Genomic DNA, 26,273 nt, shown 5'->3' with positions numbered 1-26,273 from the left:
CCGCTACGCCGGCGCCTCTTCCCGCAACGCCCGGATCGCCTCGGCCACCGCGGGGAAGGCGTCGGCCATGGCGGCGCGGCCGGTCTCGGCGCCGTCGTGGTCGCCGCGCGCCGCCGCCACCTCCAGCGCCGAGCAGGCCTGGGCGAGCACCTTGGCGCCGGCCGTGCGCGACGCCCCTGCCGCGGCGTGCGCGGCGTGGCGCAGCGCCTCGAAGTCGCCGCGCGCCAGCGCCGCACCGGCCTCGTCCAGCAGCGGGGCGGTGGTCTCGATGAAGTACTCCAGCATCGTCACCGCTTCGGCGTCCAGGGCGCCGAACATGGTGCGCACGTGGTCGAGGTCGAGCACCGGCGGCGCGGCGGCGGCGGGCGGCGGTTCCTCCGGCGGCAGCGGCGCGGCGGTGGCGCCGCTCCAGCGGTTCAGCACGTCCGCCAGCTGCCGCAGCGTCACCGGCTTGGCGATGTAGTCGTCCATGCCGGCGGCGGTGCAGCGCTCCATCTCGCCGGCCAGCGCGTTGGCGGTCATGGCGATGATCGGCAGGCGGCGGCCGGTGCCGGCCTCCTGCTCGGCGGCGCGGATCTGGCGCGACAGCTCGTAGCCGTCCATGCGCGGCATGTGGCAGTCGGTGATCAGCAGCCGGTAGCGCTTGCCGCGCAACGCCGCCAGCGCGTCGATGCCGTCGGCGGCGATGTCTGCGGCGAAGCCCAGCTGGCGCAGCTGGCGCAGGATCACCTGCTGGTTGGTCGGGTGGTCCTCGGCGACCAGCACCGCGGCTTCCTCGGCGTGCGGCTCGCGCCGGGCACCGGGCAGCGGGGTGTCGGCGCCGTTCGCCGCGGCGTCCGCGCGGGCGGCGGGCGGCGGGGCGGCGCGGCCGGCCAGCACGGCGATCTTGCGGAACAGCGGGTCGCGGTGCAGCGGCCGGGGCAGCGCGTCCTGCGGCACGCCGTCGGGCAGCGGCAGCGCTTCCCCCGCCTCGCGGCCGTCGGTCAGCAGCAGCGTCGGCGGCGGCGGCGCGCCCAGCGCGGCGAGGCGTTCCAGCACCTCCGCCGCCGAGGCGTCGGGCAGGCGGCTGGCCAGCACCAGCACGTCGGGCACCGCCAGCTCGGTCAGTTCCACCGTCTCCTCGGCGCTGGCGGCGTCGGCGACGGCGGCGTGCTTGGCCTGGAGGTAGCGCACCAGCGCCGTGCGCTGCGCCGGCTCGCCCTCGGCGACGACGATGGTGAGGTCGGCGAGGTCCGGCGCGTCCGCGGCCCGGTCGGCGTCGCCCAGCGGCAGGTCGACGGTGAACCAGAAGGTCGAGCCGTGGCCCGGCGCCGAGGCGACGCCGATGGCGCCGCCCATCATCTCGACGAGGCGCGTGCAGATCGCCAGCCCCAGCCCGGTGCCGCCGAAGCGGCGGGTGGTCGAGCTGTCGGCCTGGCTGAAGGGCTGGAACAGGCGGGCCTGCCCCTCCTCGCTGATGCCGATGCCGGTGTCCTCCACCTCGAAGCGCAGGGTGACCATGCCCGGCGCCGGGGTGCCGGCGACGGTGGTGCGCAGGACGACGCGGCCGACCTCGGTGAACTTGATGGCGTTGCCGGCGAGGTTGAACAGGATCTGCCGCAGCCGGCCGGGGTCGCCGCGCACCGACGGCGGCACCGAGAGGTCGATCTGGCAGACCAGCGCCAGCTGCCGGTGGTGCGCCTGCGGCGCCAGCAGGTCGGCGACGCCCTCCACCAGTTCGACCGGTGAGAGGTCGAGTTCCTCCAGGTCGAGCTTGCCGGCCTCGATCTTCGACAGGTCGAGGATGTCGTCGATGATGCGCAGCAGCGCCGTGGCGCTGTCGCGCACGGTGGTCAGCAGCGCCTGCTGCTCGCCGGTGAGCGGCGTCAGCGCGATCAGCTCCAGCATGCCCAGCACGCCGTTCATCGGCGTGCGGATCTCGTGGCTCATGGTCGCCAGGAACTCCGACTTCGACCGCGCGGCGACCTCGGCGGCGTCCTTGGCGTGGCGCAGCGCCTCCTCGGCCTGCTTGCGCTCGGTGATGTCGTAGCTCCAGGCCAGCACGGCGGGCCGGCCCTCGAACTCGGTGCGCTGGAGGGTCTGCAAGGCCCACACCCGGCTGCCGTCGGGGCGGTCCACCGCCAGCTCGACGTCGCGCGCCATAACGCCGGCCTCGCCGGAGGGCAGCAGGGCGCGGCCGGTCGCGGAAGGCTGCATCGGCGGGGCCAGCGCGTGGCGGCGGCCGACGAAGCGGGCGAGCGGCACGCCGGCCAGCTCGGCGGCGCGGGCGTTGGCGAAGGCCACGGTGCCGTCGGCGCGGCCGATGGAGACGCCGACCGGGCTCTGCTCCAGGATGGCGCGCAGGCGGCGTTCGCTGTCCAGGAGGTCGCGCTCGCGCGCCTTGATGGTGGCGACGAAGAACTGGAAGGCGCGCGCCATGTCGCCGATCTCGTCGGCGCCGCGCGTGGGGATCGCCACCGGCTGCCCGGCCTCGTGCGCGGACATGGCGGCCTGCAGCAGGCGGAGCCGCCGCACCACGTTGCGGTGGATGTACAGGAAGATCGCCAGCGCGCCGAGGATGGAGACCAGCGCCATGCCGACGATCGCCCGCTCGCCCTCGCGGATCACCCGCTCGAACTCGGCGGAGCGGGCGGCGATGTCCTGCTCGATGCCGAGGAAATAATCGGACACCGAGGCGACCAGCCGGTCGGAGACGTTCTGGTTGCGCGTCACCGCGCCCTTGACCGCGCGTTGCAGCGTGATCTCGGTCAGCCGGCCGGTGAACAGGTTGCGCTCGCCCAGGCCCAGCGAGGTCAGCTCGCGGTGCAGCGGCTCCAGCGTCGTCCTCGGGGCGGGCGGCAGGCGGGACAGCGGCACCGCCGCCTCGTCCAGCGCCGTCAGATACTCCTGGCGCAGGCGCTCCACCTTCGCCTCGTGGTCGGCGCGGGTGCTGGCCAGCATCAGCGTCATGGCGTGGCCGGCGTGGTCGGCCCAGCGCTGCACGTCGCGCTCCATCCGGCGCACCGCCTCCGCCTCGGCGGCCGACGCGGCGTCGGGGAGAAAGCGGGCGATGGTGTCGCCCGCCGCCAGTTCCTGCGAGACGCGGCGGATGCGCTGGTCCAGGTCCAGCACGCGGCCGACCAGCGCGCCGGTCTCGGCGGTCACGGCGAGCTGGCGCTCGACCTGGGCGTTGAGGGTGCGCAGGTTCTCCAGCAGCTCGGTCTTGCGGCGCTCCAGCTCGGCCAGGTCGGCGTCGCCGCCGCTGCGGCCGCGCAGCCGGCTCATCAGGTCTTCCAGCAGGTCGATCTGGTCGCCGATGCGCGCCATCACCGCCTCGCGCACCGACTGGCTCTGCACCGCAACCAATGCGGGCGCGTTCGCGGCGATGGTGCCGCTCTGCTGCGCCAGCTGCGAGGCGCTGACCAGCCCCGGCACCTTGGCCGTGGCGACCTGCGCGAAGCCTTCGTGGAACTGCGAGAACAGCGACACGGCGACGACGCTGGTGGCGGCGGTGAGGCCGCCGATCACGGTCAGACCAGCGAGGATGCGGAAGGCGACGCCGAGCCGGGGGAACAGCATATGGAAAACCTAACATGGCGCCGCGGAAGGGCGCAATTCGCCACACCCGGTGCCGCTTGCGGCATGCTTGACCGTCGCGCATCGCCGGAGGGATGCTGGGCCGTTCCTTTCGGGCGGAGCGCGCCATGCGGCGGAAGACCCTCCTCGTCCTGGCGGCGTGCGCCGGGCTGCTGGCCGGCCCGGCCGCCGGCTCTGACGGGGGCACGGTGGAGCGGGTGCGCGCCGCCGGGCTCGTGCGCTGCGGGGTGACGACCAGCGGCGCCGGGCTGGCCGTCCTCGACGCGCAGGGGCGCTGGCAGGGCTTCTTCGTCGATTTCTGCCGCGCCGTGGCGGCGGCCGTGACCGGCAGCGCCGACAACGTGGATTTCCTGGAGACCAGCACCGCCGACCGTTTCCAGGCGCTGCGCGACGGCAAGGTCGACCTGGTGGCCGACGGCTCGACGGTGACGCTGCACAGGCTCGCCACCCAGGGGATCGCCTTCCCGGCGGTCTACATGTTCGACGGCCAGGGCTTCATGGCGCACCGGTCGCTGGGCGCGCGCCGGCTGGCGGACGTCGGCGCGGCCAGCGTCTGCGTCATCGAGGAGACCACGACGCACCGGAACCTGGTGGGATGGATCGCCGCCACCGGCGCCAGGCTGACGGTGCGCACGCTCAACACGACGGAGGGGGCGCTCAGCGCCTTCTTCAACCATCACTGCGACCTGCTCACCAACGACCGCATCAGCCTGTTCGCCCAACGCCTGCAGAACGCCCCAAACCCCGCCGACTACGTGGTCTTTCCCGAGGTGATCTCGAAGGAGCCGGTCAGCCCCACCGTCAAGGCCGGCGACCGGGTGTGGGAACAGGTGGTCGCCTGGGTGCTGCACGCGCTGGTGCTGGCCGAGGAGAAGGGGATCACCGCCACCCAGGCGGCCTTCCCGGCGTTGGGCGATGGGGCGGATCCGGAGGCGCGCCGGCTGCTGGGCCTGACGCCGGGGCTGGGGGAGGGCCTCGGCCTCGACGATCTGTGGGCGCGGCGCGCCATCGCCCAGGTCGGCAACTACGGCGAACTGTTCGAGCGCCACCTGGGCGCCGGCTCGCGCCTCAACATCGACCGCGGGCCGAACGCGCTGTGGACCAAGGGCGGGCTGCTGTACGCGCCGCCGCTGGGGGGATAGCAGATCTCGAAGCGATTCCGGTCCCATCGCCCTTCAAAAGTCGGGCGCGCGCCGCTATGGTGGCGCCTTCCCGGGTGAGACCGCCCGTTCCAGCACTCGAGTCCCCGATCCCGCGATGACCATTCCCAACACCTTCCGCGCCGGGCCGGACGAGCACGGCCATTTCGGCATCTACGGTGGCCGCTTCGTCGCCGAGACGCTGATGCCGCTCATCCTGGAGGTCGAGAAGGCCTACAACGCCGCGAAGGCCGACCCGGACTTCCAGGCGGAGATGACGGAGCGGCTGAAGCAGTACGTCGGCCGCCCGAACCCGCTGTACTTCGCGGAGCGGCTGACCGAACGGCTCGGCGGCGCCAAGGTGTACTTCAAGCGCGAGGAGCTGAACCACACCGGCGCGCACAAGATCAACAACTGCATCGGGCAGATCCTGCTGGCCCGGCGCATGGGCAAGACCCGCATCATCGCCGAGACCGGCGCCGGCCAGCACGGCGTGGCCACCGCCACGGTGTGCGCGCTGTTCGACATGCCCTGCGTCATCTACATGGGCGAGGTGGACATCGCCCGGCAGCAGCCGAACGTCTTCCGCATGAAGCTGCTGGGCGCGGAGGTGGTCTCCGTCACCTCGGGCGCGCGGACGCTGAAGGACGCCATGAACGAGGCGCTGCGCGACTGGGTGACGAACGTCGCCGACACCTATTACCTGATCGGCACGGTGGCCGGCCCGCACCCGTACCCGACGATGGTCCGCGACTTCCAGTCGGTGATCGGTGACGAGGTGCGCTGGCAGATGCAGGAGCTGGAAGGCCGCCTGCCCGATTCGCTGGTCGCCTGCGTCGGCGGCGGCTCCAACGCCATGGGGCTGTTCCACCCGTTCCTGGACGACCAGGGCGTCAAGATCGTCGGCGTCGAGGCGGCCGGGCGCGGCCTCGACAAGGGGCCGGACGACCACGCGGCCTCCATCGCCGGCGGCCGGCCGGGCGTGCTGCACGGCAACCGCACCTACCTCCTGCAGGACGAGGACGGGCAGATCCTCGAAGGCCACTCGATCTCCGCCGGCCTGGATTATCCGGGCATCGGGCCGGAGCACGCTTGGCTCAACGACATCGGCCGCGTTGAGTACGCCAGCGCCACCGACCAGGAGGCGCTGGACGCCTTCCAGCTCTGCGCCCGCACCGAGGGCATCATCCCGGCGCTGGAATCGGCGCACGCGCTGGCCGAGGTGGTCAAGCGCGCGCCGACCCTGCCCAAGGATCATCTGATGGTGATGTGCCTGTCCGGCCGCGGCGACAAGGACATCTTCACCGTCGCCAACGAACTCGGAGTGAAGCTGTGAGCGAGACCGGACGCATCGCCAGGCGCTTCGCGGCGCTGAAGGCTGAAGGCCGCGCCGGCCTCGTCACCTTCATCACCGCCGGCGACCCCGACCACGAGACGTGCCGCGCCGTGCTGGAGGGCCTGCCCGAGGCCGGCGCCGACCTGATCGAGCTGGGCATGCCCTTCACCGATCCGATGGCCGACGGCCCGGCGATCCAGGCCGCCGGCCTGCGCGCGCTGAAGGCCGGGGCGAAGACGAAGCGGGTGCTGGAGCTGGTTGCCGATTTCCGCGCCAAGGACCAGGACACGCCGGTGATCCTGATGGGCTATTACAACCCCATCTACAGCTACGGCGTGGAGCGCTTCCTGGCCGACGCCAAGGCCGCCGGCGTGGACGGCCTGATCGTCGTCGACCTGCCGCCGGAAGAGGACGAGGAACTGTGCATCCCCGCCCTCAAGGCCGGGGTGAACTTCGTCCGCCTCGCCACGCCGACCAGCGACGACGCGCGGCTGCCGGCGGTGCTGAAGAACACCTCGGGCTTCGTCTACTACGTCTCGGTGGCCGGCATCACCGGCGCCGCGTCCGCCAGCGACGCCGCGGTGGCCGAGGCGGTGGCCCGGCTGAAGCGCCACACCGACCTGCCGGTGGCGGTCGGCTTCGGCATCAAGTCGCCGGAGCAGGCGGCCGCGGTCGCCCGCGTCGCCGACGCGGCGGTGGTGGGGTCCGCCATCGTCAGCAGGGTGGCCGCGAACCTCGGCGAGGACGGCGTGCCGAAGCCGAGGCTGGTGCCCGACGTTCTGGGCTTCGTCCGGCAGCTGGCGGCTGGGGTGCGTGGCGCGCGTACCTAGATTATAAGCTGGGAAGCTAGTGCGAAGAGGCGGCGGCCATGACCATTGCAAACATCGACGACGGCGAGCCGGAACGGATTCCGTCCGCCGACGAGGTGCGCGCCGAGACCGAGGACTGGACACGCCGCATCAACGACCTGTTCGAGACCATCCGCAGCTGGCTGCCGGCCGACGAGGGCTATGAGGTCGACCTGTCGAGAACCGTGCTCATGGACGAGCGCATGACGTGGTCCCATGGTCTTCCGGCGTACCGCCTGCCCAGCCTCGGAATTCGCCGTGCCGGAGTCGGCCTTCTGCGATTCGTTCCTGATGCCCGCTGGGTGTACTTCACGCGCGGACGGATCATGATCCAGGGGATGAAATGGCCGGCACGGCTGCTCGACAAGGGAGCCGCGCCCGGCGATGTGCATTGGCGACTCTACACCATGTGGGGACCGATCGGCGGCATTCCCTTCGATGCTGCCGCGCTGCAATCCCTTTTGGGAGAGCCGCGGTGATCCATTTCCGCGCGATCTGGAACGCCCATGCCGTCACGGACGGGCATTTTAGGGAGTTTGCAGACGAAGAACCCGGTGACGCGGAGTGGGCCAACACCTGGGCCAATCTGCGGCAGTTCAACGCGAACGCCTATTTTGTTCTGCTGTGGTCGCAGGCTGAGGTCGAGATCAATCAGCTGTGCGATGAGCTGATTCAGCGCAAGCGCAACGATTCAGACTGGGACTCGCAACGCGCCTGGGACCTCATCGGCGAGCATGGCCCGACCGGGCGCAAGCTGCGCGGCCCGCGCGACCTCATGGACCGTATCGCCCTGCTGTGCAAGAAGGGTGGGCGGGTCTACAACCGGCTCTCTGAACTCTATCGGCTGCGAAGCAGGATCGCACACGGCGAAATCCTGCAGAGTGGTCTCGACACGGCGGAAATCGCCGCGGAACTCGAGGCGCTCATCAAGGAACTGAAAGCGACACCATGAACTGGCTCACCAACTACGTCCGTCCGAAGATCCGTGCGCTGGTCGCCCGCAAGGACGTGCCCGACAACCTCTGGCACAAGTGCCCGAGCTGCGAGGCCATGCTGTTCCACCGCGACCTGGAGGAGAACCTCTCGGTCTGCCAGCACTGCGGCTTCCACATGCGGCTCGAGCCGCTGAAGCGGCTGGGCATGCTGTTCGACGGCGGCGAGTTCCACGCTGTCGAGGTGCCGAAGACGCCGGTCGACCCGCTGAAGTTCCGCGACCAGAAGCGCTACACCGACCGCCTGAAGGAAGCCCAGGGCAAGACCGGCCGCAACGACGCCATCGTCGTCGGGCACGGCACCATGGGTGGCCTGCCGGCCGTGGTGGCGGCCTTCGACTTCGGCTTCATGGGCGGCTCCATGGGCATCGCGGTGGGCGAGGGGCTGCTGGCCGCCGCCCGCCAGGCCGTGGCGCGCCGCGCGCCGCTGGTGGTCGTCCCGGCCTCGGGCGGGGCGCGCATGCAGGAGGGCATCCTGTCGCTCATGCAGATGCCGCGCACCACCATCGCGGTGGAGATGGTCAAGGAGGCCGGCCTGCCCTACGTGGTGGTGCTGACCGACCCGACCACCGGCGGCGTCACCGCCTCCTTCGCCATGCTGGGCGACATCCACATCGCCGAGAAGGGCGCGCAGATCGGCTTCGCCGGCGCGCGCGTCATCGAGAGCACCATCCGCGAGACGCTGCCGGAGGGCTTCCAGCGCTCCGAGTATCTGCTCGACCACGGCATGGTGGACATGGTGGTGCACCGTAAGGACCTGCGGGCGACGCTGATCCGGGTGCTCGACCTGCTGACGCGTCCGAAGGCGGTGAAGGCGCCGCTGGAGCTGGACACCGTCGGCGCCGACGGCGAGGAGGACGGCGACGTCGTCCAGGCCGACGCCGCCGACCATACCCCCGCGCAGGCCGAGGCGGTGCGGGAAGAGGCGCGGTAAGTCTCCTCGCCGCATTGCCCCCACCCCATCCCTCCCCCGCTTCGCAGGGGAGGGGGCAGAGCGGCAGAGTTCCCTCCCCTGCGACAGCTCCCAGCGGATCTTCGATCCGCCTGACGCGGCAGGCGGAACCGAAGGTTCCGCCGAGAGCGGGGGAGGGTCAGGGGGGGCAATAGCTTTTTTTCGGACCTTCCATGGCCCTCTCCGACCCCGTGCTCCAGCGGCTGACGGCGCTGCACCCCAAGGTCATCGACCTGTCGCTCGACCGCATCCACCGGCTGCTGGCCGCGCTGGGCGACCCGCACGAGGGGCTGCCGCCGGTGGTCCACGTCGCCGGCACCAACGGCAAGGGCTCCACCGTCGCCTTCTTGCGCGCCATGCTGGAGGCGGCGGGGCTGCGCGTGCACGTCTACACCTCGCCGCACCTCGTGCGCTTCCACGAGCGCATCCGGCTGGCCGGCACCCTGATCACCGACGACCACCTCACCGCCCTGCTGGAGGAGTGCGAGGCCGCCAACCGCGGCGCGCCGATCACCTTCTTCGAGGTGACCACCGCCGCCGGCTTCCTGGCCTTTTCCCGCACGCCGGCCGACGTGGTGCTGCTGGAGACCGGGCTGGGCGGGCGACTGGACGCCACCAACGTGATCGAGCGCCCGGCGGTCACCGCGATCACCCGCGTCTCGCACGACCACCGCCAGTTCCTCGGCGACAGCCTGGCCGCCATCGCCGGCGAGAAGGCCGGCATCCTGAAACCCGGCGTGCCGGCGGTGTTCGCCCCGCAGCCGGACGCGGAGGTCGCCCGCGTGCTGGCCGAGCGCGCCGCCGCGGTGGGCGCCCCGGTGTCTTTCTGGCGGGCCGAGCCGTCGCCGGGGGGCTTCTGTTTCGAGAGCGCCGCCCGCCGCCTCGACCTGCCGCCGCCGGGGCTGGCCGGCGCGCACCAGATCCTCAACGCCGGGCTGGCGCTGGCCTGCCTGGAGCATCTGCCGGTTCGGGTGGACGACGCGGCGGCGGCGCGCGGGGTGGCGGGGGCCAGTTGGCCGGCGCGCCTGCAGCGGCTGACCCGCGGCCCGCTGGTGGACCGCCTGCCGCCGGGCTGGGAGCTGTGGCTGGACGGCGGCCACAACGATTCCGCCGGCGAGGTTCTGGCCGTGCAGGCCGCCGTCTGGGCGGCGCAGGACGGCCGGCCGCTCGACCTGGTGTTCGGCATGCTGGGCAGCAAGGAGCCGGCGGAGTTCCTGCGCCCGCTGGCGCCGCACGTCCGCCGCCTGCGCGCCGTCGCCATCCCCGGCGAGGACGCGTCGCTGCCGGCCGAAGCCGCGGCGGCGGCGGCGCGCGCGGCGGGCATCGCCGACGCTGAACCGGCCGTAGACACCGCCGCGGCGCTCGCCTCCATCACGCAGGCGGACCGGGGCCGCGCGCTGATCTGCGGTTCGCTGTACCTCGCCGGGACCGTGCTGGCGGAGAACGACTAACGGTCGTGCGCCGGCGCGATGGCGTCCAGGCGGTGGGCGAACTCGATGTCCTTGGCGGTCACGCCGTCGGCGGCGCGGGTGTACAGGATGATCTCGACGCGGCCCAGGTCGTTGAACCATTCCGGACAATGGTCGTGCTTGACCGCCAGCAGCGCCACCTGGGTCATGAAGCCCCAGGCGGTGGGGAAATCGGCGAAGTGGTAGGTCTTGCGGACGGCGTCGCGCTCCAGCACTTCCGACCAGCCGTGCAGTTCGCGCAGCGCGCCCTGGCGCTTGGCGCCGACCAGCTTCTCCGACATGGGTTTCCTCCCCCTAACGCGTTATGGGGTCCCGGCTTAGCGCCGCTTGGCGCGGGGGTCAAGCTCCGCTAGGCTCAGGCCACCATGACCGTGAACCGCCCACACGCCTTCACCGCCCCGCCCGCGCTGGCCGACCTGGAGCGCATGGCCGACGAGGCCCTCGCCACCATCCCCGAGCCGCTGCGCCGTCACGTCCAGAACGTGCTGATCCGCGTCGAGGACTTCCCCGACGAGGAGACCGAGCAGGAGATGGAGTTGGAGAGCCCGTTCGACCTGCTGGGCCTCTACCGCGGCGTCGACCTGACGCGGCAGAGCGTGTCGCACGTGCGCACCGAGATCGACGCCATCTTCCTCTACCGCCGGCCGATCCTCGACTACTGGTGCGAGACCGGGGAGGACCTGTATGGAATCGTCCGCCACGTGCTGATCCACGAGATCGGCCACCATTTCGGCTTCTCCGACGACGACATGGACCGCATCGAGAACAGCGATTTCGACTGATGGACGAGCAACGCTTCCTTCAACTGCACGGCGCTCTGCCGCGGCAGGCGCCGGGCTCCGACGCCGCGACGCTCGATGCGCTGAACCGGCTGCGCCGGCACGGGCTGCCGGATGAGCCGGCGGCGCTCGAGGTCGGCTGCGGCACCGGGCGGGCGACGCTGCTGCTGGGGCGGCACACCGGCGCGCAAGTGACCGCCATCGACATCCACGAACCGTTCCTCGGCGAGACGCAGCGGAGGATTGACGACGCCGGGCTGGGGCGCCGGCTGCGGGTCGAGCGGCGCTCCATGCTGGAGCTGGACGGCGCGTACCCGCCGGAGAGCTTCGACCTGCTGTGGGCCGAGGGCGCCATCTACGTGATCGGCTTCGGCCGCGGGCTGGAGCGCTGGCGCCGGCTGATGCGGCCGGGGGCGCTGGCGGCGGTCAGCGAGCTGACCTGGCTGAGCGGAACCCCGCCGGCCGACGCCCGCGCCTTTTGGGCCGAGGCCTACCCGGCGATGGCCACCGAGGCGGAGAACCGCGCGGCGGCCGAGCGCGCCGGCTGGCGGGTGCTTGAGACCTTTGCGCTGCCGGCCTCGGCGTGGTGGGACGAGTACTACCGGCCACTGGAGGAGCGCATCGCCGACTTCCGCGAGCGGCATCCGCTCGACGAGCGCTGGACGGCCGTGCTGGACGCCGCGGCGGCGGAGATCGACCTGTACCGGCGGTTCGGGGCGAGCTACGGGTACGTGTTCTATCTGCTGCGGCGGATGGGGTGAGGCTGCGCGTTTGGCCCCCACCCCAACCCTCCCCCGCTTCGCAGGGGAGGGGGCAGAGCGGCGGAGTTCCCTCCCCTGCGATAGCGGGGGAGGGTTAGGGTGGGGGCAACACGCGCGGACACCTACCCGCCCAGCACCACCCGCACCCGCTCCCGCAGCGCCGGCACCAGATCCTCCTCGAACCACGGGTTCCGCTTGATCCAAGCGGTGTTGCGCCAGCTTGGATGCGGAAGCGGAATGAAGCGCGGGCCGTACTCCCGCCACGCCGCCACCGTGTCGGTCATGGTGGGCCTCCTCCGGTCGCCGAGGTAGTGCGCCTGCGCGTAGCTGCCGACCAGCAGCGTCAGCTCCACCGCGGGCAGCGCCGCCATCACCTCGGCGTGCCAGCGCGGCGCGCACTCCGGGCGGGGCGGGTAGTCGCCGCCCTTGGGCGCGGTGCCGGGATAGCAGAAGCCCATCGGCACGATGGCGATGCGGCTCCCGTCGTAGAAGGCGGCGCGGTCCATCGCCAGCCACTGGCGCAGCCGGTCGCCGGACGGGTCGTTCCACGGGATGCCGGTGGCGTGCACCCGCGCCCCCGGCGCCTGCCCGACGATCAGCAGCCGCGCCGTGCGGCTGGCGCGCAGCACCGGGCGTACGCCGTGCGGCAGGTGCGCCGCGCACAGCGTGCAGGCGCGCACGCGCTCCAGCAGGGCGTCGAGGTCGCTCACACCGCCCCGGCCAGCAGGTCGCGGACGAAGGCCGGCACCACCTCGGTGGCCGGGCCCTGGATGCTCCGGTCGAACAGCGTGGCGCCGGCCGAGGGCTCCAGGTTCAGTTCCACGGTGAGGGCACCCGCCGCGCCGGCCTCGGCGACGAAGCCGGCGGCGGGGTAGACGTTGCCCGACGTGCCGATGGAGACGAACAGGTCGCAGCCGGTCAGCGCCTCGTAGATCCGCTCCATGTGGTAGGGCATCTCGCCGAACCAGACGACGTCCGGGCGCAGGCCGCCCTTGCGGCCGCAGTTCGGGCAGACGTCCTCCACCGACAGGTCGGTGCGGATCTCCTGGGTGAAGCGGCAGTGGGCGCAGAACACCTTCAGCAGTTCGCCGTGCATGTGGATGAGGGTCTTGCTGCTGGCGCGCTCGTGCAGATCGTCGATGTTCTGGGTGACCACCAGCACCTCGCCGGCCCAGCGCCGCTCCAGTTCGGCCAGTGCGGCGTGCGCCGGGTTGGGGCGGATCTCCGGGGACAGCAGGCCGCGGCGCCGCGCGTTGTAGAAGTCCTGAACGCGGCGCGGGTTGCGGGCGAAAGCCTCGGGCGTGGCGACGTCCTCGATCCGGACCTGCGCCCAGATGCCGTCGGCGTCGCGGAAGGTGTGCAGGCCGGATTCGCGCGAGATGCCGGCCCCGGTCAGCACAACGATGGGGGCGGAGGGGTGGAGCGGCATGGGCAACTCTGGCGGCTGATGGTCCGGATCGGCTAAGTTGGCCATAAGCGCCGGGAATGCCAAGGGGGGAGAGCGTATGGTCAGGGTCCTGTTCGTGTGCACCGGGAACATCTGCCGCTCGCCCACCGCCGAGGGGGTGTTCCGCCACTTCGTGCGCGAGGCCGGGCTGGAGGGCGCGATCGGCACGGACTCGGCCGGCACCAGTGACTACCACACCGGCGAACCGCCGGACCACCGCAGCCAGCAGGCCGCCAAGGCGCGCGGGGTGGACATCGCCGATCTGCGCGCCCGGCAGGTCACGGTGGCGGACTTCCGCCGCTTCGACTACGTGCTCGCCATGGACGCGGGGCACCTGAGCCAGCTGCGCCGCCTGGCGCCGCCGGACGGCACGGCGGAGGTCCGCCTGTTCATGGACTACGCCCCTGGGGCGACGAAGCGTGAGGTGCCGGATCCCTACTACGGCGAGGGCAGCCACTTCCATGAGGTGCTGGACCTTGTGGAGGTTGGAGCCAAAGGGCTGCTGGAGCACATCCGGCGGGCGGGGGTGTGACCCCCGATCTCCACCCCCTCATCGAAGCCGCGACCGGCAGTGCGGTCGCCTCCGTCCGTCCGCTCGCCGGCGGGCACAACGCGGCGCTGTTCACCGTCGCGCTGGCCGACGGGCGCAAGCTGATCGCCAAGGTGGGGTACGGGCTGGAGCCGGAGGGCTTCATGCTGCGCCACCTCGCGTCGCACAGCCGGTTGCCGGTGCCGGCCGTGCACCACGGCGACGACCGGCTGCTGCTGATGGACTTCGTCGAGGGCGGCGACGCCATCACGCCGCAGGCCGAGGAGCACGCAGCGGAGCTGGTCGCCGACTTGCACGGCATCGCGGCGCCGCGCTACGGCTTCCCACGCTCCACCCCGATCGGGCCGCTGCCGCAGGACAACGCGGAGTCCGACGACTGGATCGCCTTCTTCCGCGACCGCCGGCTGCTGGCCATGGCGCGGGCGGCGCTGGAGGAAGGCCGGATCGATGCCGCGCTGATGCACCGCATCGAGGCGCTGGCCGGGCGCCTGCCGGAGCTGATCGGCACGCCGGCGCCGCCGGTGCTGGTGCACGGCGACCTGTGGACCGGCAACGTGCTGGTGCGCGGCGGGCGGGTGACGGCGTTCATCGACCCGGCCATCCATCACGCCGACCCCGAGGTCGAACTGGCCTTCACCACGCTGTTCGGCACCTTCGGCGCGGCGTTCTTCCGCCGCTACGGCGAGATGCGGCCGCTGCGTCCCGGCTTCTTCGAGGTGCGGCGCGACCTCTACAACCTCTACCCGCTGCTGGTGCACGTGCGGCTGTTCGGCGGATCCTACGTCGGGTCGGTGGAGAGGATCGTCCGGCGCTTCGCCTGATGATCGGAGAAGGCGCGCTCCAGCTGGTCAGGCGCCCGGATCAGGTGCAGGTACAGCTCGTCGAACTGGCCGACGACGGCGAGCTGGGACACGTCCTTGACGGTGAGGCGCTGGCCGCTGACCTCGACCAGGCCGCTGTCGCGCAGGCGGCGCAGCGTGCGGTTGACGTGCACGATGCTGAGGCCCAGCGCGTCGGCCATGATCTCCTGCGTCACCGGCAGCGTGAAGTGGCCGTCCTGCGCCATGTTGACCACGCTGAGCCGGCGCAGCAGCTCGACGATCAGGTGGGCGACGCGCTCCAGCGCGGTGCGGCGGCCGAGGCTGAGCAGGCGCTCGGCCACCATCGCCTCCTCCCGGGCGCCGGACCACGCCAGCGCGGCGGCGAGGCGGGGGAAGCCGCGGAACAGCGCGACGATGCGCTCGGGCGGGAAGCTGGCGACCTCCACCGGGGTCAGCGTGGTGACGGAATGGTCGGCGCACTCGAACAGGTTGGAATAGATGCCGATGATGTCGCCGGGCAGCACGAAGTTGACCACCTGCCGCCGCCCGTCCGGCAGCGCCTTGTGGCGGATCGCCCAGCCGTCGCGCAGCACGCTGGCCTCGCCGTAGCGGTCGCCCTGGCGCAGCAGGTCGGCGCGGGCCGGCTGGCGCGCGACGCAGCGCTCCAGTTCCAGAAGGAACGCGGTTTCGTCGCGGGTCAGCGTGACGTAGCTGCTGAGCTTCAGCCAGAGGGGGCTTCCCGGCGCTTTTCCTGCCGGTGCGCGGACCATCGTTGTTTCCCAGCCTTCAGTATTCCGTCGTCGCCACGCCAGAAGAAGCGCAGCGGCGCCTCGGCTGGGCGCTGGCGAACGTTTAGATCTTCTTCGTCCGGGGGCCATAACATAGGTTAATGTTCCGCAATTTTTCTTCGGCCGGACGGGATGGGCCGGCGTGGCGGATGCTTATAGGCCCGTCGGGGTGGTGCTGCAGGACGGGGCGGACATGGCTGTGAACGACGATGCGGCCGGACCGTTCCCCCTGACCTCACCGCCGCCAGGGCGACCGGCCGGCGATGGTGCGGGCGTCGGTGCGCGTCAAGCCGATGTCGCGCAGCTCGCGCTCGCTCATGGCGAGCAGCTCCCAGCGCTCGGCCCGCCACTGCCACCAGCGACGGAGGAGGGCCGCGGCGCGCGTCGGGAAAGGCCAGTGAAGGCGGGATAAGGTGATGTGCATAGCCGTTCCTTTCGGGATCGGAATAAATGGTCCATGCCCATCAGCTTCGCCCGCGCCGTGGCATCCGGCAAACGCGAAGCCCTGCACTTCAGGTGAGCAACATTCACCCGGTGACCGTCGCCATCTCCGCCAGCAGCCATGTGCGGAAGGCGGCGACGTCGGCGCGGCCGGCCGATTCGGGGGCCTCCACCAGCCACCACGCGGTCTGCGCCGGCACCGCGTCGAGCACCGGGACCAGCGCGCCGGACGCGATCATCGCATCCAGCGTCGGCCGCCGGCCGATGGCGACGCCAAGCCCCTGCGCCGCGGCGTCGGCGGCGAAGCGCAGGGCGTCGAAGCGCAGCCCGCGCGACACGTCGAGGGTTCCGGTGTGGCCGGCCGCGGCCAGCCATGCCTCCCAGTCCTCGCTGACGGTGGCGACGTGCAGCAGCGGCACGCGTGCGAGATCCGCGACGCTGCGGATGCGCGCCGCCAGCGCGGGCGCGCAGACCGGGACCAGCACCTCGTCCAGCAGCTTGACCGAGACGAGGTCCGGCCAGGGCGCGCGGCCGAGGCGGATGCCCAGGTCGACGCCGTCGCGCGGGAAGGCGAGGACGCGGTGCACGGTGTCCAGCGACACCGAGATGTCCGGGTGACGCTCCTGGAAGGCGGGCAGGCGGGGGATCAGCCAGCACAGCGCGAAGCTGGGCGCCGAACTGACGTGCAGCCGGCCGGCGGGGCGGCGGCCGGGCACCGCGTCGGTGGCGCGGGCCAGCGCCTCCAGCGCCGATCCCACCGGCTGCAGGTAGGCGGTTCCCGCCTCGGTCAGCGCCAGCGTGCGGTTGCCGCGCACGAACAGCGGCACGCCCAGCCAGTCCTCCAGCGTCTGGATGCCGTGGCTGACGGCGGAGGGGGTGAGGTTCAGCTCCTCCGCGGCGCGCTTGAAGGAGAGATGGCGGCCGGCGGCCTCGAACAGGCGGAGCGTGGTGAGGGGCGGCAGACGGTAGGCCATGCCGCGAGTGTGCGGATCGCGCGGGCGGCGCGCAAACGAAAACCCCGCCGGAGGGCCGGCGGGGTTCGGCGCGCCGCGGTGCGGCGGCGGATCTGGCGCCAGATCAGGCGATGGAGCTTTCGATCCAGCTCTTCAGGGCGCTCTTCTGCATGGCGCCGATCTTGGTGGCGGCGACGTTGCCGTCCCGGAAGATCATCAGCGTCGGGATGCCGCGCACGCCGTACTTGTTCGGCGTCTGCGGGTTCTCGTCGATGTTGATCTTGGCGATCGTCAGCTTGCCCCCGAACTCCGCCGCGAGGTCGTCCAGCGCGGGGGCGATCATCTTGCAGGGGCCACACCACTCCGCCCAGAAATCGACCAGGACGGGCCCGGGCGCCTTGAGGACATCCTGCTCGAAGCTGGCGTCGGTGACCTTAACGGTGCTGCTCATGGGACCTCTTGCATCGGTTCAGGGCGGCCGCCGCTGCCCGCGCGGCGGACCCGGCCCGGCGTTCGGGGCGGGATCATCCCTGACAGGGGAAACGGGGCAAAATGTAGGTCGTTCCCGGCGCTTCGGTCAAGGTGTGGTATGTCGGCCCTGCTTTGCACGCATCAACCCGTTGATCCCCCAAGGAGATCCGCCGGCAACTCCATCAGGAACGGCCCGTCCGTCCACAAGAGCACGCAGCGGACCGTCCGGTCGGGGTAGATCGCCGCCACCGCGGCGCGGTAGGCGGCCAACTGCTGCACGTAGACCGGCGGCACATCCTCCACCCGGCGCGGCGGTGGGCGGTTGGTCTTGTAGTCCACCACCCACACCGCCTCCTCGGTGATCGCCAGCCGGTCGATCTGGCCGGACAGCGCGCGCCCCTGCACCACGCCGACCACCGGCACCTCGGCGCGCGAGCCGGGGGCGAACAGGTCGCGGAACTCCGGCGCGGTCAGCACGGCCATCGTTTCGGAGGCGATTTCGTCCTGCTGTCCGGCGGTTAACCGGTGTGCGGAGCGGGCCAGGAAGCGCCGGCAGGCGGACTCGCGCAGAGTCGGGTCCAGGTCGGGCAGCGTCTGCAGCAGGCGGTGCACGAGGATGCCGCGCTGGAAGCGCTCCCCGTCGTCAGCGCCGAGCGGCGAGCGCACCGCCGGCTCCTCCCCCTCGGGCTTCGACGGGGTGAGGGGGCGCGACGGTTCCGGCTCCGGCGCCGGGCGGGTGTTCCACCAGGGCGGCAGGGCGGGCTTGGCGTCCGCCGGCACCCAGTCGGCGTTGTCCGGGTGGGCGGGAACGGTCTGGCGGTCGGCGAGTCGCCAGCCGGGGCCGCTCCAGCCATCCGCGGGGCACAGCCGGGTGAAGTCGTACTCCGCCGCCACGGCGATCTCGCGCATCGCCTCCTCGACGAGGCGGTACCAGCAGCCCTCGGCCGGGTCGCGCTTGCCCTGCCAGCCGCAGACGTACAGCCGGTCCTCGGCGCGGGTCAGCGCCACGTAGAGCAGGCGGCGGTACTCCTGGTCGCGCTTGCGGTTGGCGCGCGCGCGGGCCTGGGCGCACAGCGCGTCCTCGTGGCTGCGGCGCGGGGCGAAGAGGGGGATCGTGGCTCCCTCGTCGGGCCAGAGGATCGGCGGGCTCTGCGTCGGCGTCGCCATGGTGTCGGGCAGGAAGACGATGGGCGCCTGCAACCCCTTGGAGCCGTGCACCGTCATGATGCGCACGCGCCCGCCGCCTTGCTCCAGCTCGCGCTTGATCTCCACCTCGCTGGCGGCGAGCCAGGCGAGGAAGCCCTGCAGCGACGGGGCCTCGGTGCGTTCGAAGTTCAGCGCGGTGGCCAGGAACTCGTCCAGCGGGTCGTGCGCGTCGGGGCCGAGGCGGCGCAGGATCGCGCGCCGGCCCGACACGGTGTCGGCCGGGCAGGGGGCGCTGAGGATGCCGGCGAACAGCTCGTACGGGCGGACGAAGTCGGTGCGGCCGAGCAGGGTGAGCAGGTAGCCGCGCGCCGGGCCGAAGGTCGGATCCACCGCGCCGCGGCCGAGCAGCGCCTGCCACAGCGTGCCCCGGCGCCCGTGGGCGAGCGTGAACAGCTCGTCCTCGGTCAACCCGATCAGCGGGCCCTTCAGCAGGGTGGCGAGCGTCAGGTCGTCCTCGGGCAGCAGCAGGAAGTCGGCCGCCGCCATCAGGTCCATGACGGCGAGCTGCTGGGTCAGCACCATGCGGTCAACACCAGCCACCGGCACGCCGCGGTCCTTCAGCGCGCGCACCAGCTCGGCCACGAAGCCGGTGCGGCGGCGCACCAGCACCATGACGTCGCCGGGCTGGATGGCCCGGTCACGCGCCTCCAGCGGCTCGCCGCGGCGGATCCAGTCGGCCACCGTGTCGGCGATCACCGAGGCGAGGCGGGCCGACGGCGAATCCGCCGCCTCGCGCTCCACCGGCGGCGCCCAGGCTTCCGGGTCGGCGGCGTCCTGCGGCTTCACCGGCGGCCACAGCTCGACCAGTCCGGCGTGGCCGCGGCGGAAGGCGCGGTGGCGGATCGTCGGGCTCGTTTCGGAGGCGACGCCGTCGCGCGCGGTGCCGTCGGCGAACACGGCGTCGACGGCTTGCAGCACCGCCGCGGTGGAGCGGAAGGAGATGTCCAGGTCGACCTGCGCCCAGGTGCGTTCGGCGGCGAACGCGCGGTCCTGGAAGTGGCGGCGCATGCGGGCGAACTCGGCGGGGTCGGCGCGCTGGAAGCTGAAGATCGACTGCTTCTCGTCGCCCACCGCGAAGACGGTGCGCACCATCCCCTGCTCCTCGCGGCGGCCGAGACCGGCGAAGAACTCCTCGGCGATGGCGGACACCACCTGCCACTGCTCGGGGTTGGTGTCCTGCGCCTCGTCGATCAGGATGTGATCGAGGCCGCCGTCGAGCTTGTAGAGCACCCACGGCACCCGCCCGCCGCCGGTCAGCAGCGCGTGCGCGAACAGGATCAGGTCGTCGTAGTCGAGCAAGGAGCGGCGGCGCTTGGCGGTCTCGTAGGTGCCGAGCAGCGCCTCGGCCAGCGTCAGCAGCGCCGCCGTGGAGGCCGCGACACCCGCCGCCTTGATCCGTTCCATCAGCGAAACGAGCCTTTCCGCTTCCTCCTCCAGCGCGCGCAGCGCGTGGGGGTGGGAGGTGGCCGGCTTCTTGGTCATCAGCGTCTTGCGCGGCGTGCCCTCGGCGGTGAGGTAGAGCCGCGCGTAGGCCTGGAAGGCGGCGACGCGGGTCTCCGCCGCATCCAGCCACTGCTGGATGCCGATGCCGCGCTCCTGGTCGCTGGCGCTGCCCAGCGACAGGGCGCGGCAGGCCTCGCGCAGGGTGGGCACGTCGAGCGCGGTGTCGCCGCAGGCTTCCGTGAGGATGTCGGCCTCGGTGGTGCCGGGCGGGACGTCCAGGGTGCGGAAGACCTCACCGACGGTGGCCTCGCGGCCGCCGTGGCGGTCGAAGATGCGGCGGATGCGGCCACGCTCGGCGGCCAGTTCCGCCATCAGGCCGGCGAACTCCTCGGCGTTGAGGTCGGCGGTCAGGCGGCCGAGCGCGCGGCCCAGGTCGGAGTCGCGGTCGGCGCGGCCGGCGTGCAGCACCGCGTCGCGCGACTCGGTCAGCAGGGCGGTAGCCGTGCGGTCGTCCATCACCTCGAAGTGCGGGGCCAGCCCGGCCTCGATGGGGAAGCGGCGCAGCAGCGACTGGCAGAAGGCGTGGATCGTCTGGATCTTCATGCCGCCGGGGCAGTCCACCACGCGGGCGAACAGCCGGCGCGCCTCGGTGCGCGTCTCGGGCGAGGGCATCCCGCCGCACAGGTCGTACAGCCGGTCGGTCAGCGAATCCTCGGACGCCGTCGCCCAGGTGCCGAGCGTGCGGTTGATGCGGATCGACATCTCCGCCGCCGCCGCCTTGGTGAAGGTCAGGCAGAGGATGCGCGACGGCGGCGTGCCGGCCAGCATCAGGCGCAGCACGCGGTCGGTCAGCACCTTGGTCTTGCCGGAACCAGCCGAGGCGCCGACCCACACCGAGGCCAGCGGGTCGGAGGCGCGGCGCTGCAGGACGTTGGGGTCGGGGGGGCGGTCCGCCCCCGTCAGTTCGAAGAGGCTCACTCCCCACCTCCACCGCCGCCGGCGGACCATTCCTGCACCCGGGCGAGGTGCGCGTAGTCGGTGTAGCGCGGCGCCATGCTCGGGCGCGGGCAGGAGCGGTAGGGCGTGCGCTCGTCGTCGAAGGCGCGGATCAGCGCCTCCAGGCCGGCGCGGGCGTCGGCGGACAGCGTGGCGACGTCGCCCTTCACCGGGCGCTCCTCGCCGGCCGGGTCGCCGCCGGACAGCCGCCAGAAGGCGATCTCCGCCACCGCACCGGCCGGAACGCCTTCGAAACCACCGGCTTCGGCAATGGCCGCCTCCAGGGGAAGCTGCGGCGCGAAGCCCAGTTCGATCTCCCGGGCCGAGGGCGGCGTGCCGGTCTTGTAGTCGATCAGCACGAGTCCTTGCGCGCGCCCGTCACGGTCGATGCGGTCGGCCTTGCAGGTCAGCAGGAACGGGCCGCCGGGGCCGGACAGCTCCAACTGCCCCTTCACCTCGGTGGCGAGCGGCTTGACGGTGGCGCGGCGCTCGCGCTCGACGGCGATGAACCACGCGGCGATGCGCTGGAAGCGCGGCCACCAGAAGGCCCAGACGTCCGGGTGCGTCTCCAGCAGCGGGCCGAAGGCGGCGCGACCCAGGCGCAGCAGCTCGTCCAGCGGGTCGGGCGGCAGAACGCCGGGGTGGGCGCGCACGAAGTCGTCGAGCGCCTGATGGATGAACTGCCCGCGGTCCGCCGCGCCGGGGTCGGCGGCGATGGGGTCGAGGACGTTCAGCTTCAGCACGTACTGGGCGTAGATGGCGTAGGGGTCGCGCATCCAGGTCTCGACCTTGGTGACCGAGAGCTTGCGCGGGCGCGCCTCCACCGGCGGGCGCGGCTCGGGCGGAGAGACCGGCTGCACGCGGTCCGGCTCGTCGAGCTGGCGCGCCCAGGCGAGCCACAGCTCTCCCTGCTCGTCCAGGCGGCCGTCGAGGTTCACCGCCTTCAGCACGGTCTCCAGGCGCAGCAGCCAGCGGGATGGCACGGTGGGGGTGCCATCGACGCGCTCGGCGCGGGTCAGCACGACCGCTTCGGCGCCGCAGGCCTGCACGAAGTCGTGCGCGGTGAGGCCGATCTTGAACTCCGGGCTGGGCAGGCCGAAGGCCTTGCGCATGGGGCGCGACATCCAGGGATCGGCGGTCGGGTCCGCCGGCCAGGTGCCCTCGTTCAGCCCGCCGAGGATCATCAGGTCATGGTGCTGGAGCCGGGCCTCCATCGGGCCGAAGATGGCGAGGCGCGGGTGCAGGCCGAAGCGCACGCGCACCTCGCGGCCGGCCATCAGTGCCTCGAACAGCGCTGGATATTCCGGGCCCGGAACGTCGCTGAAACCGTCCGCGGCCTGCCGCAGGTCGTGGATGAAGCGCGCCGCCTCCTCGCCGTCGTCGTGGCGCCACAGGCGCTCGGCGCCCGACTCGTCGGCGCTGCGGGCGAGATCCTCGGCGAAGGCGATGTGGGCGTCCACGAGGTCCTTCAGCGGCGCCTTACCCTGCATCGCCGCGGCGAAGGGGGCGGCGAGGGCGCGCAGCCGCTCGACCCAATCGATCAGGAACGGCTGCTGGCCGTCGAACTCGAACCACTCGGCGGTCTTGAGGGCGGCGAGCAGGCCGTCGAAGCCCTCGGCCGGGCGGGGGCCGCGCAGCACGGTGCGCTCCAGCGCGCGGGCGGAGGCGCGGAAGTCGTGCGCGTCCTGCCCGGCGGCCGACAGCGGGTGCTTGGTCAGCGCCAGCAGCGCCAGCGGGTGGGCGCGCGTGGCGACCAGTTGCGCGGCGAGGCGCAGGTAGGTGCCGACCGCGGTGTCGGCGAGCGGCCGGCCCGAGGAGTCGTCGACGACGATGTTCCAGCGCTTCAGCGCCATGGCGACGCGGCGCGCCAGCCCGCGGTCGCGGGTGACCAGGGCGGCCCGGCGCTCCGGCGTCTCCAGCGCCTGGCGCATCAGCAGCGCGATGACCGCCGCCTCCTCCTCCGGGTTGGCGGCGTCGATGCGGGTCAGGCCGTCCAGCGCCTCGGGGCCGAGCGCCTCCAGCGACCGCCAGCCCTCGGTGGTGGCGGCCGGGCGCATCGCCTCGGCGAGCAGGCGGGCGCGTGCCGGGCGCGGCTCGGCGGTGCCGTTCCAGGGGCGGACGGCGCGGCGGTCGAGCCTGAGCGTGTCGAGCAGGCGGGCGAGGGCGTGCTGCGGGTGCGCCTCGTCGGCGCGGACGGCGTCCCAGGTCGCGTCGTCGCTGTCCTGGTCGATGCCGGGCAGCACCAGCGTGCCGTTCGGCAGGCCGGCGATCACCGCCAGCAGGTCGGCGGTGGCGGGGATCGAGCCGGTGTCGCCCGCCGCGATCACCGGGCCGGGCGGCGGCGCGGCGGCCCACAGCGCGGCCAGCGTCTCCAGAACCGTGTTGCGCCGCGCGGCGGGGTCGATGCCGCCGGCCTCCTGCTGCAGGATCAGCGGCCAGTGCTCGGTGATGATGGTCAGGAACTTCAGGGTTTCCTGCCAGTGCGCGGCGTAGTCCTCCGGCACCACGGCGTGCAGGCCGTCGAAGCGCAGGCGTTCGGTGTGCACCTCGTCGACGAAGCGGCCGAGGTCGGCGGCCAGCCGCGCCGCCTGCGGCAGGGTGACGGCGAGGTCGGGGGCGGCGAGCACCGCCTTGGCCAGCAGCAGCTGGCGCTTCAGGGGCGACACGGCCTCGGGCAGGTCCAGCGCGTCGTGCAGGCTGGGCAGCGATTCGGAGGTCAGCGCCAGCGCGTCGGCATCGACGCTGCCGAGCGGGCTGAGCCGCGGCAGCAGCAGCGGCCGGCCGCCGGAAAGGCGCAGGAACGCCTCGCGCAGGGACCGGCAGGCGCGTGGGGTGGGCAGCAGGACGGTGCAGGCCGCCAGCTCCAGCGGGTCGTTGCCGACGCGTGCCAGGATGCCGGCGGCCAGCGTATCGACGAACGGCGCGCCGGCCGGGATGGTGTGGACGTTATCCGCCGTGCGCCTCACGGCCAGAACCAGCGGATGCCGCCGGTCGCCAGCAGCTCCTCGGACTCCAGCAGCGCCGCCGGCGTGCCGACGTGGAACCACGGCCCGTCGTGCGCCAGACCGTACAGCCGCCCGGACTCCTGCAGGCGGTCCCACACCAGATTGGTGGAGAAGGCGCCGTCCGGCGTGTCCTGGGCGAACAGCTCGGGCTTGATGATCTGCACGCCGGCGAAGACGAAGGGGGCGATCTCGCCCTCGGCGCGCCGGTTCAGGCGGCCCAGCGGGTCCATGTGGAAGTCGCCGCGCCCGTCGTAGCCCACCGCCCGGGTGGTGGACATCAGCAGCAGCAGCGCGTCCATGGTCTCCGGGTTCCAGTGCGCGGCGCAGCGGCCGAGCGCCTGCGTCGGGCCGTCCAGCCACAGGATGTCGGCGTTGACCACCAGGATCGGGTCCTTGCCCAGGTGCGGCAGCGCCTTCTTCACCCCGCCGCCGGTCTCCAGCAGCGTGTCCTCGTGCGAGACGACGATCTTCGGCTTCTTGCGGCCCTTCAGGTGGGCGGCGATCATGTCGGCCTGCCAGTGGGCGTTGACCACCGCGGTCTCGACCCCGGCCTCGGCCAGGCGGTCGAGCGCGTGGTCGAGCATCGGCTTGCCGCCGACGTTGATCAGGGGCTTCGGGCGCTCCAGCGTCAGCGGGCGCATGCGCAGGCCGAGGCCGGCGGCCAGCACCATCGCCTTGCGGGGCATCCAGGAAGGCTTGCTCATGATTCCGTCTCCGGAATGACAAAGTCGGCACGAAGGCCCGGCGGCAGGTGGCGGTCGAACCACGCGGCCACCGGGGCGAGGTCGGGTTTGGCGAGCTGGCTTTCCAGAAGGCGCCAGACGCGCGGCAGGTGGACGAGGTAGCCGCGCTTTCGGTCGCGCAGCGCCAAGCGGGTGAAGACGGCGACGATGCGCGCGTGGCGCACCGCCCCCAGGACCGCGTAGGAGCGGCGGAACGCCGCCCGGTCGAGGTCCGGGAAGGCGCTGACATACCGCTCCACCATGCGCGCGGCAAGGGCCAAGGGCACGTCGCGCCGCGCGTCCTCCAGCAGCGACACGAGGTCGTAGGCGACCGGCCCGATCCCGGCGTTCTGGAAGTCCAGCAGGCCGGCCGCCGCGACGCCCGGCCGGTCGAGGCGCATCAGGTTGTCGACGTGATAGTCGCGCAGCAGCAGCGACACCGGGCCGGCGCAGGCGTCGGCGATCACCCCGGCCCACGCGGACTCCAGCTCCGCATGGTCGGCCGCAGGCAGCGGGCGGCCGGTGGCGAGGGGGACGTAGACGTCGGCGAACAGCATCACCTGCTCGGTGAACAGGGCGGCGTCGTAGACCGGCAGGTCCAGCCCGCCCGGGCGGAAACGGCGGTGCAGCCCGGCCAGCACGTCGGTGGCGAGCGCGTAGAGGCTGTCCGGATCCCCGCCGGACTCCAGCAGGCGGGAGAACGTTGCGTCCCCGAAATCCTCCAGCAGAGCCAATCCGGCATCCACGTCGGCGGCGACCACCGCGGGCACCGAGAGGCCGAGGTCGGCCAGCGCGTCGCCGATGGCGATGAAGGGGATCAGGTCGTCCTTGGGGGCCGGCGTGTCGGCCAGGATCAGCGCACGGCCGTCGGGTGCCCGCAGCCGCTCGTAGCGGCGCGCCGAGGCATCGCCGGTGAGCGGGCGGCGCTCGGCTCCGGCGAGGCCGTGGCGGGCGAGGAAGGCGGCGATCCGGTCGCTCACGGCAGCTCCAGCGCGTCGAGGCGCGGTCCCCAGGTGCCGAACCCGGCCAGCCCGGCGCGGCGGGAGTCCGGACCATCGAAGGCCATGGTCAACTCCAGGCGGTCACGGGGCAGCAGGGGGCCGAGGCGGTCGGGCCACTCCACCAGGGCGATGCCGTCGGCCACCTCGTCCCAGCCCAGCTCCTGCACCTCGTCGGGGCCGGACAGGCGGTAGAGGTCGAAGTGCCAGATCGCGGCGGACGGGGCGTCGTAGGTCTGCACCAGCGTGAAGGTGGGCGAGGGCACCTCGGCCTCTTCATCGCCCAGCAGGGCGCGGACCAGCGCGCGGGCGAAGGCGGTCTTGCCGGCGCCGAGGTCGCCGCGCAGCGCCAGCGCGTCGCCCGGCCGCAGCGCGGGCGCCAGCCGGCGGGCGAGCGCCGCGGTGGCGGCCTCGTCAGGCAGGGGAACGGTGCGGAGGGCTGCGGGCTGCGGCATGGCGGGCGGATCTTGGTCGACCGGACCCTCGCTCGGCAAGCCCCGTGGCGATGGCCTTCGAGGTTGTTTCAGCGTATTCTTGTTCAAGTTGAGGAAAATCGCGTGATGGGGTTGGTCATGGCCGG

At 72.5% G+C, this 26,273-nt stretch carries 24 protein-coding genes; 11 read left to right on the top strand and 13 right to left on the bottom strand.

All coding sequences use genetic code 11. The features are described 5' to 3' along the window. Positions 1 to 3: 3 nt before the first annotated feature. Entirely contained in the window at positions 4 to 3,558 is a 3,555-nt protein-coding gene (locus TSO221_RS06215) for a response regulator (RefSeq protein ID WP_109117613.1), read from the bottom strand. A gap of 125 nt (positions 3,559 to 3,683) precedes the next feature. On the opposite strand from TSO221_RS06215, the gene TSO221_RS06210 reads away from it, so the two are divergent. The 7 genes from TSO221_RS06210 (at position 3,684) to TSO221_RS06180 (ending at position 10,294) form a co-directional block, all read left to right on the top strand. After that, positions 3,684 to 4,718 carry an amino acid ABC transporter substrate-binding protein gene (locus TSO221_RS06210; protein ID WP_158284006.1) on the top strand — a complete coding sequence of 345 codons (1,035 nt, stop codon included), beginning with the start codon at positions 3,684 to 3,686 and terminating at the stop codon, positions 4,716 to 4,718. A gap of 115 nt (positions 4,719 to 4,833) precedes the next feature. Beyond that, entirely contained in the window at positions 4,834 to 6,051 is a 1,218-nt protein-coding gene (gene trpB / locus TSO221_RS06205) for a tryptophan synthase subunit beta (protein WP_109117611.1), read from the top strand. Beyond that, positions 6,048 to 6,881, top strand: coding sequence for a tryptophan synthase subunit alpha (gene trpA, locus TSO221_RS06200; protein WP_109117610.1), 834 nt, complete (start codon positions 6,048 to 6,050; stop codon positions 6,879 to 6,881). Before trpB ends, trpA begins: the two co-directional genes overlap by 4 nt. Positions 6,882 to 6,919: 38 nt before the next feature. Further along, positions 6,920 to 7,378 (top strand): hypothetical protein, encoded by a 459-nt coding sequence (locus tag TSO221_RS06195; RefSeq protein ID WP_109117609.1) that lies wholly within the window; start codon positions 6,920 to 6,922, stop codon positions 7,376 to 7,378. After that, positions 7,375 to 7,851: a hypothetical protein gene (locus TSO221_RS06190; protein WP_109117608.1), complete on the top strand. Its 477-nt coding sequence runs from the start codon at positions 7,375 to 7,377 to the stop codon at positions 7,849 to 7,851. Before TSO221_RS06195 ends, TSO221_RS06190 begins: the two co-directional genes overlap by 4 nt. Further along, positions 7,848 to 8,825: an acetyl-CoA carboxylase, carboxyltransferase subunit beta gene (gene accD, locus TSO221_RS06185; protein WP_109117607.1), complete on the top strand. Its 978-nt coding sequence runs from the start codon at positions 7,848 to 7,850 to the stop codon at positions 8,823 to 8,825. Before TSO221_RS06190 ends, accD begins: the two co-directional genes overlap by 4 nt. A 191-nt stretch (positions 8,826 to 9,016) precedes the next feature. Continuing rightward, entirely contained in the window at positions 9,017 to 10,294 is a 1,278-nt protein-coding gene (locus TSO221_RS06180; protein ID WP_109117606.1) for a folylpolyglutamate synthase/dihydrofolate synthase family protein, read from the top strand. On the opposite strand, the gene TSO221_RS06175 is transcribed toward TSO221_RS06180, so the two are convergent. Next, complete coding sequence (locus TSO221_RS06175) at positions 10,291 to 10,593, bottom strand: 4a-hydroxytetrahydrobiopterin dehydratase (RefSeq protein WP_109117605.1); 303 nt, start codon at positions 10,591 to 10,593, stop codon at positions 10,291 to 10,293. The two genes, TSO221_RS06180 and TSO221_RS06175, sit on opposite strands and share 4 nt — an antisense overlap. Before the next feature lie 84 nt (positions 10,594 to 10,677). Here TSO221_RS06175 and TSO221_RS06170 point away from each other — a divergent pair, with 84 nt between their 5' ends. Then, positions 10,678 to 11,094, top strand: coding sequence for a metallopeptidase family protein (locus TSO221_RS06170; protein ID WP_247877933.1), 417 nt, complete (start codon positions 10,678 to 10,680; stop codon positions 11,092 to 11,094). Continuing rightward, on the top strand, positions 11,094 to 11,852 hold the full coding sequence (locus TSO221_RS06165; RefSeq protein WP_109117604.1) for a class I SAM-dependent methyltransferase: 759 nt from the start codon (positions 11,094 to 11,096) through the stop codon (positions 11,850 to 11,852). Before TSO221_RS06170 ends, TSO221_RS06165 begins: the two co-directional genes overlap by 1 nt. A gap of 122 nt (positions 11,853 to 11,974) precedes the next feature. Here the strand turns inward: TSO221_RS06165 and TSO221_RS06160 are convergent, their stop codons facing one another. Both TSO221_RS06160 and cobB read right to left on the bottom strand, forming a co-directional pair. Then, a complete protein-coding gene (locus tag TSO221_RS06160) occupies positions 11,975 to 12,562 on the bottom strand; it encodes a uracil-DNA glycosylase family protein (protein WP_109117603.1) in 588 nt (195 codons plus the stop codon). Further along, the gene (gene cobB / locus TSO221_RS06155) at positions 12,559 to 13,281 is read right to left on the bottom strand and encodes a Sir2 family NAD+-dependent deacetylase (RefSeq protein WP_109117602.1); all 723 of its coding nucleotides are present in this window, start codon (positions 13,279 to 13,281) and stop codon (positions 12,559 to 12,561) included. The genes TSO221_RS06160 and cobB overlap by 4 nt, the downstream gene beginning before the upstream one ends. Before the next feature lie 76 nt (positions 13,282 to 13,357). On the opposite strand from cobB, the gene TSO221_RS06150 reads away from it, so the two are divergent. Together TSO221_RS06150 and TSO221_RS06145 are read left to right on the top strand one after the other, a co-directional pair. Then, a complete protein-coding gene (locus TSO221_RS06150; protein ID WP_109117601.1) occupies positions 13,358 to 13,831 on the top strand; it encodes a low molecular weight protein-tyrosine-phosphatase in 474 nt (157 codons plus the stop codon). Further along, positions 13,828 to 14,670 carry a fructosamine kinase family protein gene (locus tag TSO221_RS06145; RefSeq protein ID WP_109117600.1) on the top strand — a complete coding sequence of 281 codons (843 nt, stop codon included), beginning with the start codon at positions 13,828 to 13,830 and terminating at the stop codon, positions 14,668 to 14,670. Before TSO221_RS06150 ends, TSO221_RS06145 begins: the two co-directional genes overlap by 4 nt. Here TSO221_RS06145 and TSO221_RS06140 read toward each other — a convergent pair. The 9 genes from TSO221_RS06140 to tsaE all read right to left on the bottom strand — a co-directional run bounded on the left by TSO221_RS06140 (position 14,628) and on the right by tsaE (position 26,148). Beyond that, positions 14,628 to 15,440 carry a Crp/Fnr family transcriptional regulator gene (locus TSO221_RS06140; protein ID WP_247877932.1) on the bottom strand — a complete coding sequence of 271 codons (813 nt, stop codon included), beginning with the start codon at positions 15,438 to 15,440 and terminating at the stop codon, positions 14,628 to 14,630. The two genes, TSO221_RS06145 and TSO221_RS06140, sit on opposite strands and share 43 nt — an antisense overlap. Before the next feature lie 253 nt (positions 15,441 to 15,693). Next, the gene (locus TSO221_RS06135; RefSeq protein WP_109117598.1) at positions 15,694 to 15,882 is read right to left on the bottom strand and encodes a DUF1127 domain-containing protein; all 189 of its coding nucleotides are present in this window, start codon (positions 15,880 to 15,882) and stop codon (positions 15,694 to 15,696) included. A gap of 103 nt (positions 15,883 to 15,985) precedes the next feature. Then, positions 15,986 to 16,873: a transcriptional regulator GcvA gene (gcvA, locus tag TSO221_RS06130; RefSeq protein WP_109117597.1), complete on the bottom strand. Its 888-nt coding sequence runs from the start codon at positions 16,871 to 16,873 to the stop codon at positions 15,986 to 15,988. A gap of 103 nt (positions 16,874 to 16,976) precedes the next feature. Next, a complete protein-coding gene (gene trxA / locus TSO221_RS06125; RefSeq protein ID WP_109117596.1) occupies positions 16,977 to 17,303 on the bottom strand; it encodes a thioredoxin TrxA in 327 nt (108 codons plus the stop codon). A 161-nt stretch (positions 17,304 to 17,464) separates the two neighbouring features. Beyond that, complete coding sequence (gene addA / locus TSO221_RS06120; RefSeq protein ID WP_247877931.1) at positions 17,465 to 20,950, bottom strand: double-strand break repair helicase AddA; 3,486 nt, start codon at positions 20,948 to 20,950, stop codon at positions 17,465 to 17,467. Then, positions 20,947 to 23,934 (bottom strand): double-strand break repair protein AddB, encoded by a 2,988-nt coding sequence (gene addB, locus TSO221_RS06115; protein WP_109117594.1) that lies wholly within the window; start codon positions 23,932 to 23,934, stop codon positions 20,947 to 20,949. Before addB ends, addA begins: the two co-directional genes overlap by 4 nt. Beyond that, entirely contained in the window at positions 23,931 to 24,677 is a 747-nt protein-coding gene (locus TSO221_RS06110; RefSeq protein WP_109117593.1) for a nucleotidyltransferase family protein, read from the bottom strand. The genes addB and TSO221_RS06110 overlap by 4 nt, the downstream gene beginning before the upstream one ends. Then, positions 24,674 to 25,675 carry a phosphotransferase gene (locus tag TSO221_RS06105; protein WP_109117592.1) on the bottom strand — a complete coding sequence of 334 codons (1,002 nt, stop codon included), beginning with the start codon at positions 25,673 to 25,675 and terminating at the stop codon, positions 24,674 to 24,676. The genes TSO221_RS06110 and TSO221_RS06105 overlap by 4 nt, the downstream gene beginning before the upstream one ends. Then, the gene (gene tsaE, locus TSO221_RS06100; protein ID WP_109117591.1) at positions 25,672 to 26,148 is read right to left on the bottom strand and encodes a tRNA (adenosine(37)-N6)-threonylcarbamoyltransferase complex ATPase subunit type 1 TsaE; all 477 of its coding nucleotides are present in this window, start codon (positions 26,146 to 26,148) and stop codon (positions 25,672 to 25,674) included. Before tsaE ends, TSO221_RS06105 begins: the two co-directional genes overlap by 4 nt. Positions 26,149 to 26,273 lie beyond the last annotated feature (125 nt).

The organism is Azospirillum sp. TSO22-1, assembly GCF_003116015.1.
Classification (GTDB): domain Bacteria; phylum Pseudomonadota; class Alphaproteobacteria; order Azospirillales; family Azospirillaceae; genus Azospirillum.
The sequence above is the reverse complement of the archived record's forward strand: the minus strand, read 5'-3'. Positions and strand labels throughout refer to the sequence as shown.

Excerpts from the sequence above, each read along its gene's own strand:
- TSO221_RS06215 (WP_109117613.1), bottom strand. The coding sequence starts at position 3,558 with ATGCTGTTCCCCCGGCTCGGCGTCGCCTTCCGCATCCTCGCTGGTCTG.
- TSO221_RS06210 (WP_158284006.1), top strand. The coding sequence starts at position 3,684 with ATGCGGCGGAAGACCCTCCTCGTCCTGGCGGCGTGCGCCGGGCTGCTG.
- trpB (WP_109117611.1), top strand. The coding sequence starts at position 4,834 with ATGACCATTCCCAACACCTTCCGCGCCGGGCCGGACGAGCACGGCCAT.
- TSO221_RS06195 (WP_109117609.1), top strand. The coding sequence starts at position 6,920 with ATGACCATTGCAAACATCGACGACGGCGAGCCGGAACGGATTCCGTCC.
- accD (WP_109117607.1), top strand. The coding sequence starts at position 7,848 with ATGAACTGGCTCACCAACTACGTCCGTCCGAAGATCCGTGCGCTGGTC.
- TSO221_RS06180 (WP_109117606.1), top strand. The coding sequence starts at position 9,017 with ATGGCCCTCTCCGACCCCGTGCTCCAGCGGCTGACGGCGCTGCACCCC.
- TSO221_RS06175 (WP_109117605.1), bottom strand. The coding sequence starts at position 10,593 with ATGTCGGAGAAGCTGGTCGGCGCCAAGCGCCAGGGCGCGCTGCGCGAA.
- TSO221_RS06170 (WP_247877933.1), top strand. The coding sequence starts at position 10,678 with ATGACCGTGAACCGCCCACACGCCTTCACCGCCCCGCCCGCGCTGGCC.
- TSO221_RS06165 (WP_109117604.1), top strand. The coding sequence starts at position 11,094 with ATGGACGAGCAACGCTTCCTTCAACTGCACGGCGCTCTGCCGCGGCAG.
- cobB (WP_109117602.1), bottom strand. The coding sequence starts at position 13,281 with ATGCCGCTCCACCCCTCCGCCCCCATCGTTGTGCTGACCGGGGCCGGC.
- TSO221_RS06150 (WP_109117601.1), top strand. The coding sequence starts at position 13,358 with ATGGTCAGGGTCCTGTTCGTGTGCACCGGGAACATCTGCCGCTCGCCC.
- TSO221_RS06140 (WP_247877932.1), bottom strand. The coding sequence starts at position 15,440 with ATGGTCCGCGCACCGGCAGGAAAAGCGCCGGGAAGCCCCCTCTGGCTG.
- TSO221_RS06135 (WP_109117598.1), bottom strand. The coding sequence starts at position 15,882 with ATGCACATCACCTTATCCCGCCTTCACTGGCCTTTCCCGACGCGCGCC.
- gcvA (WP_109117597.1), bottom strand. The coding sequence starts at position 16,873 with ATGGCCTACCGTCTGCCGCCCCTCACCACGCTCCGCCTGTTCGAGGCC.
- trxA (WP_109117596.1), bottom strand. The coding sequence starts at position 17,303 with ATGAGCAGCACCGTTAAGGTCACCGACGCCAGCTTCGAGCAGGATGTC.
- TSO221_RS06110 (WP_109117593.1), bottom strand. The coding sequence starts at position 24,677 with ATGAGCAAGCCTTCCTGGATGCCCCGCAAGGCGATGGTGCTGGCCGCC.
- tsaE (WP_109117591.1), bottom strand. The coding sequence starts at position 26,148 with ATGCCGCAGCCCGCAGCCCTCCGCACCGTTCCCCTGCCTGACGAGGCC.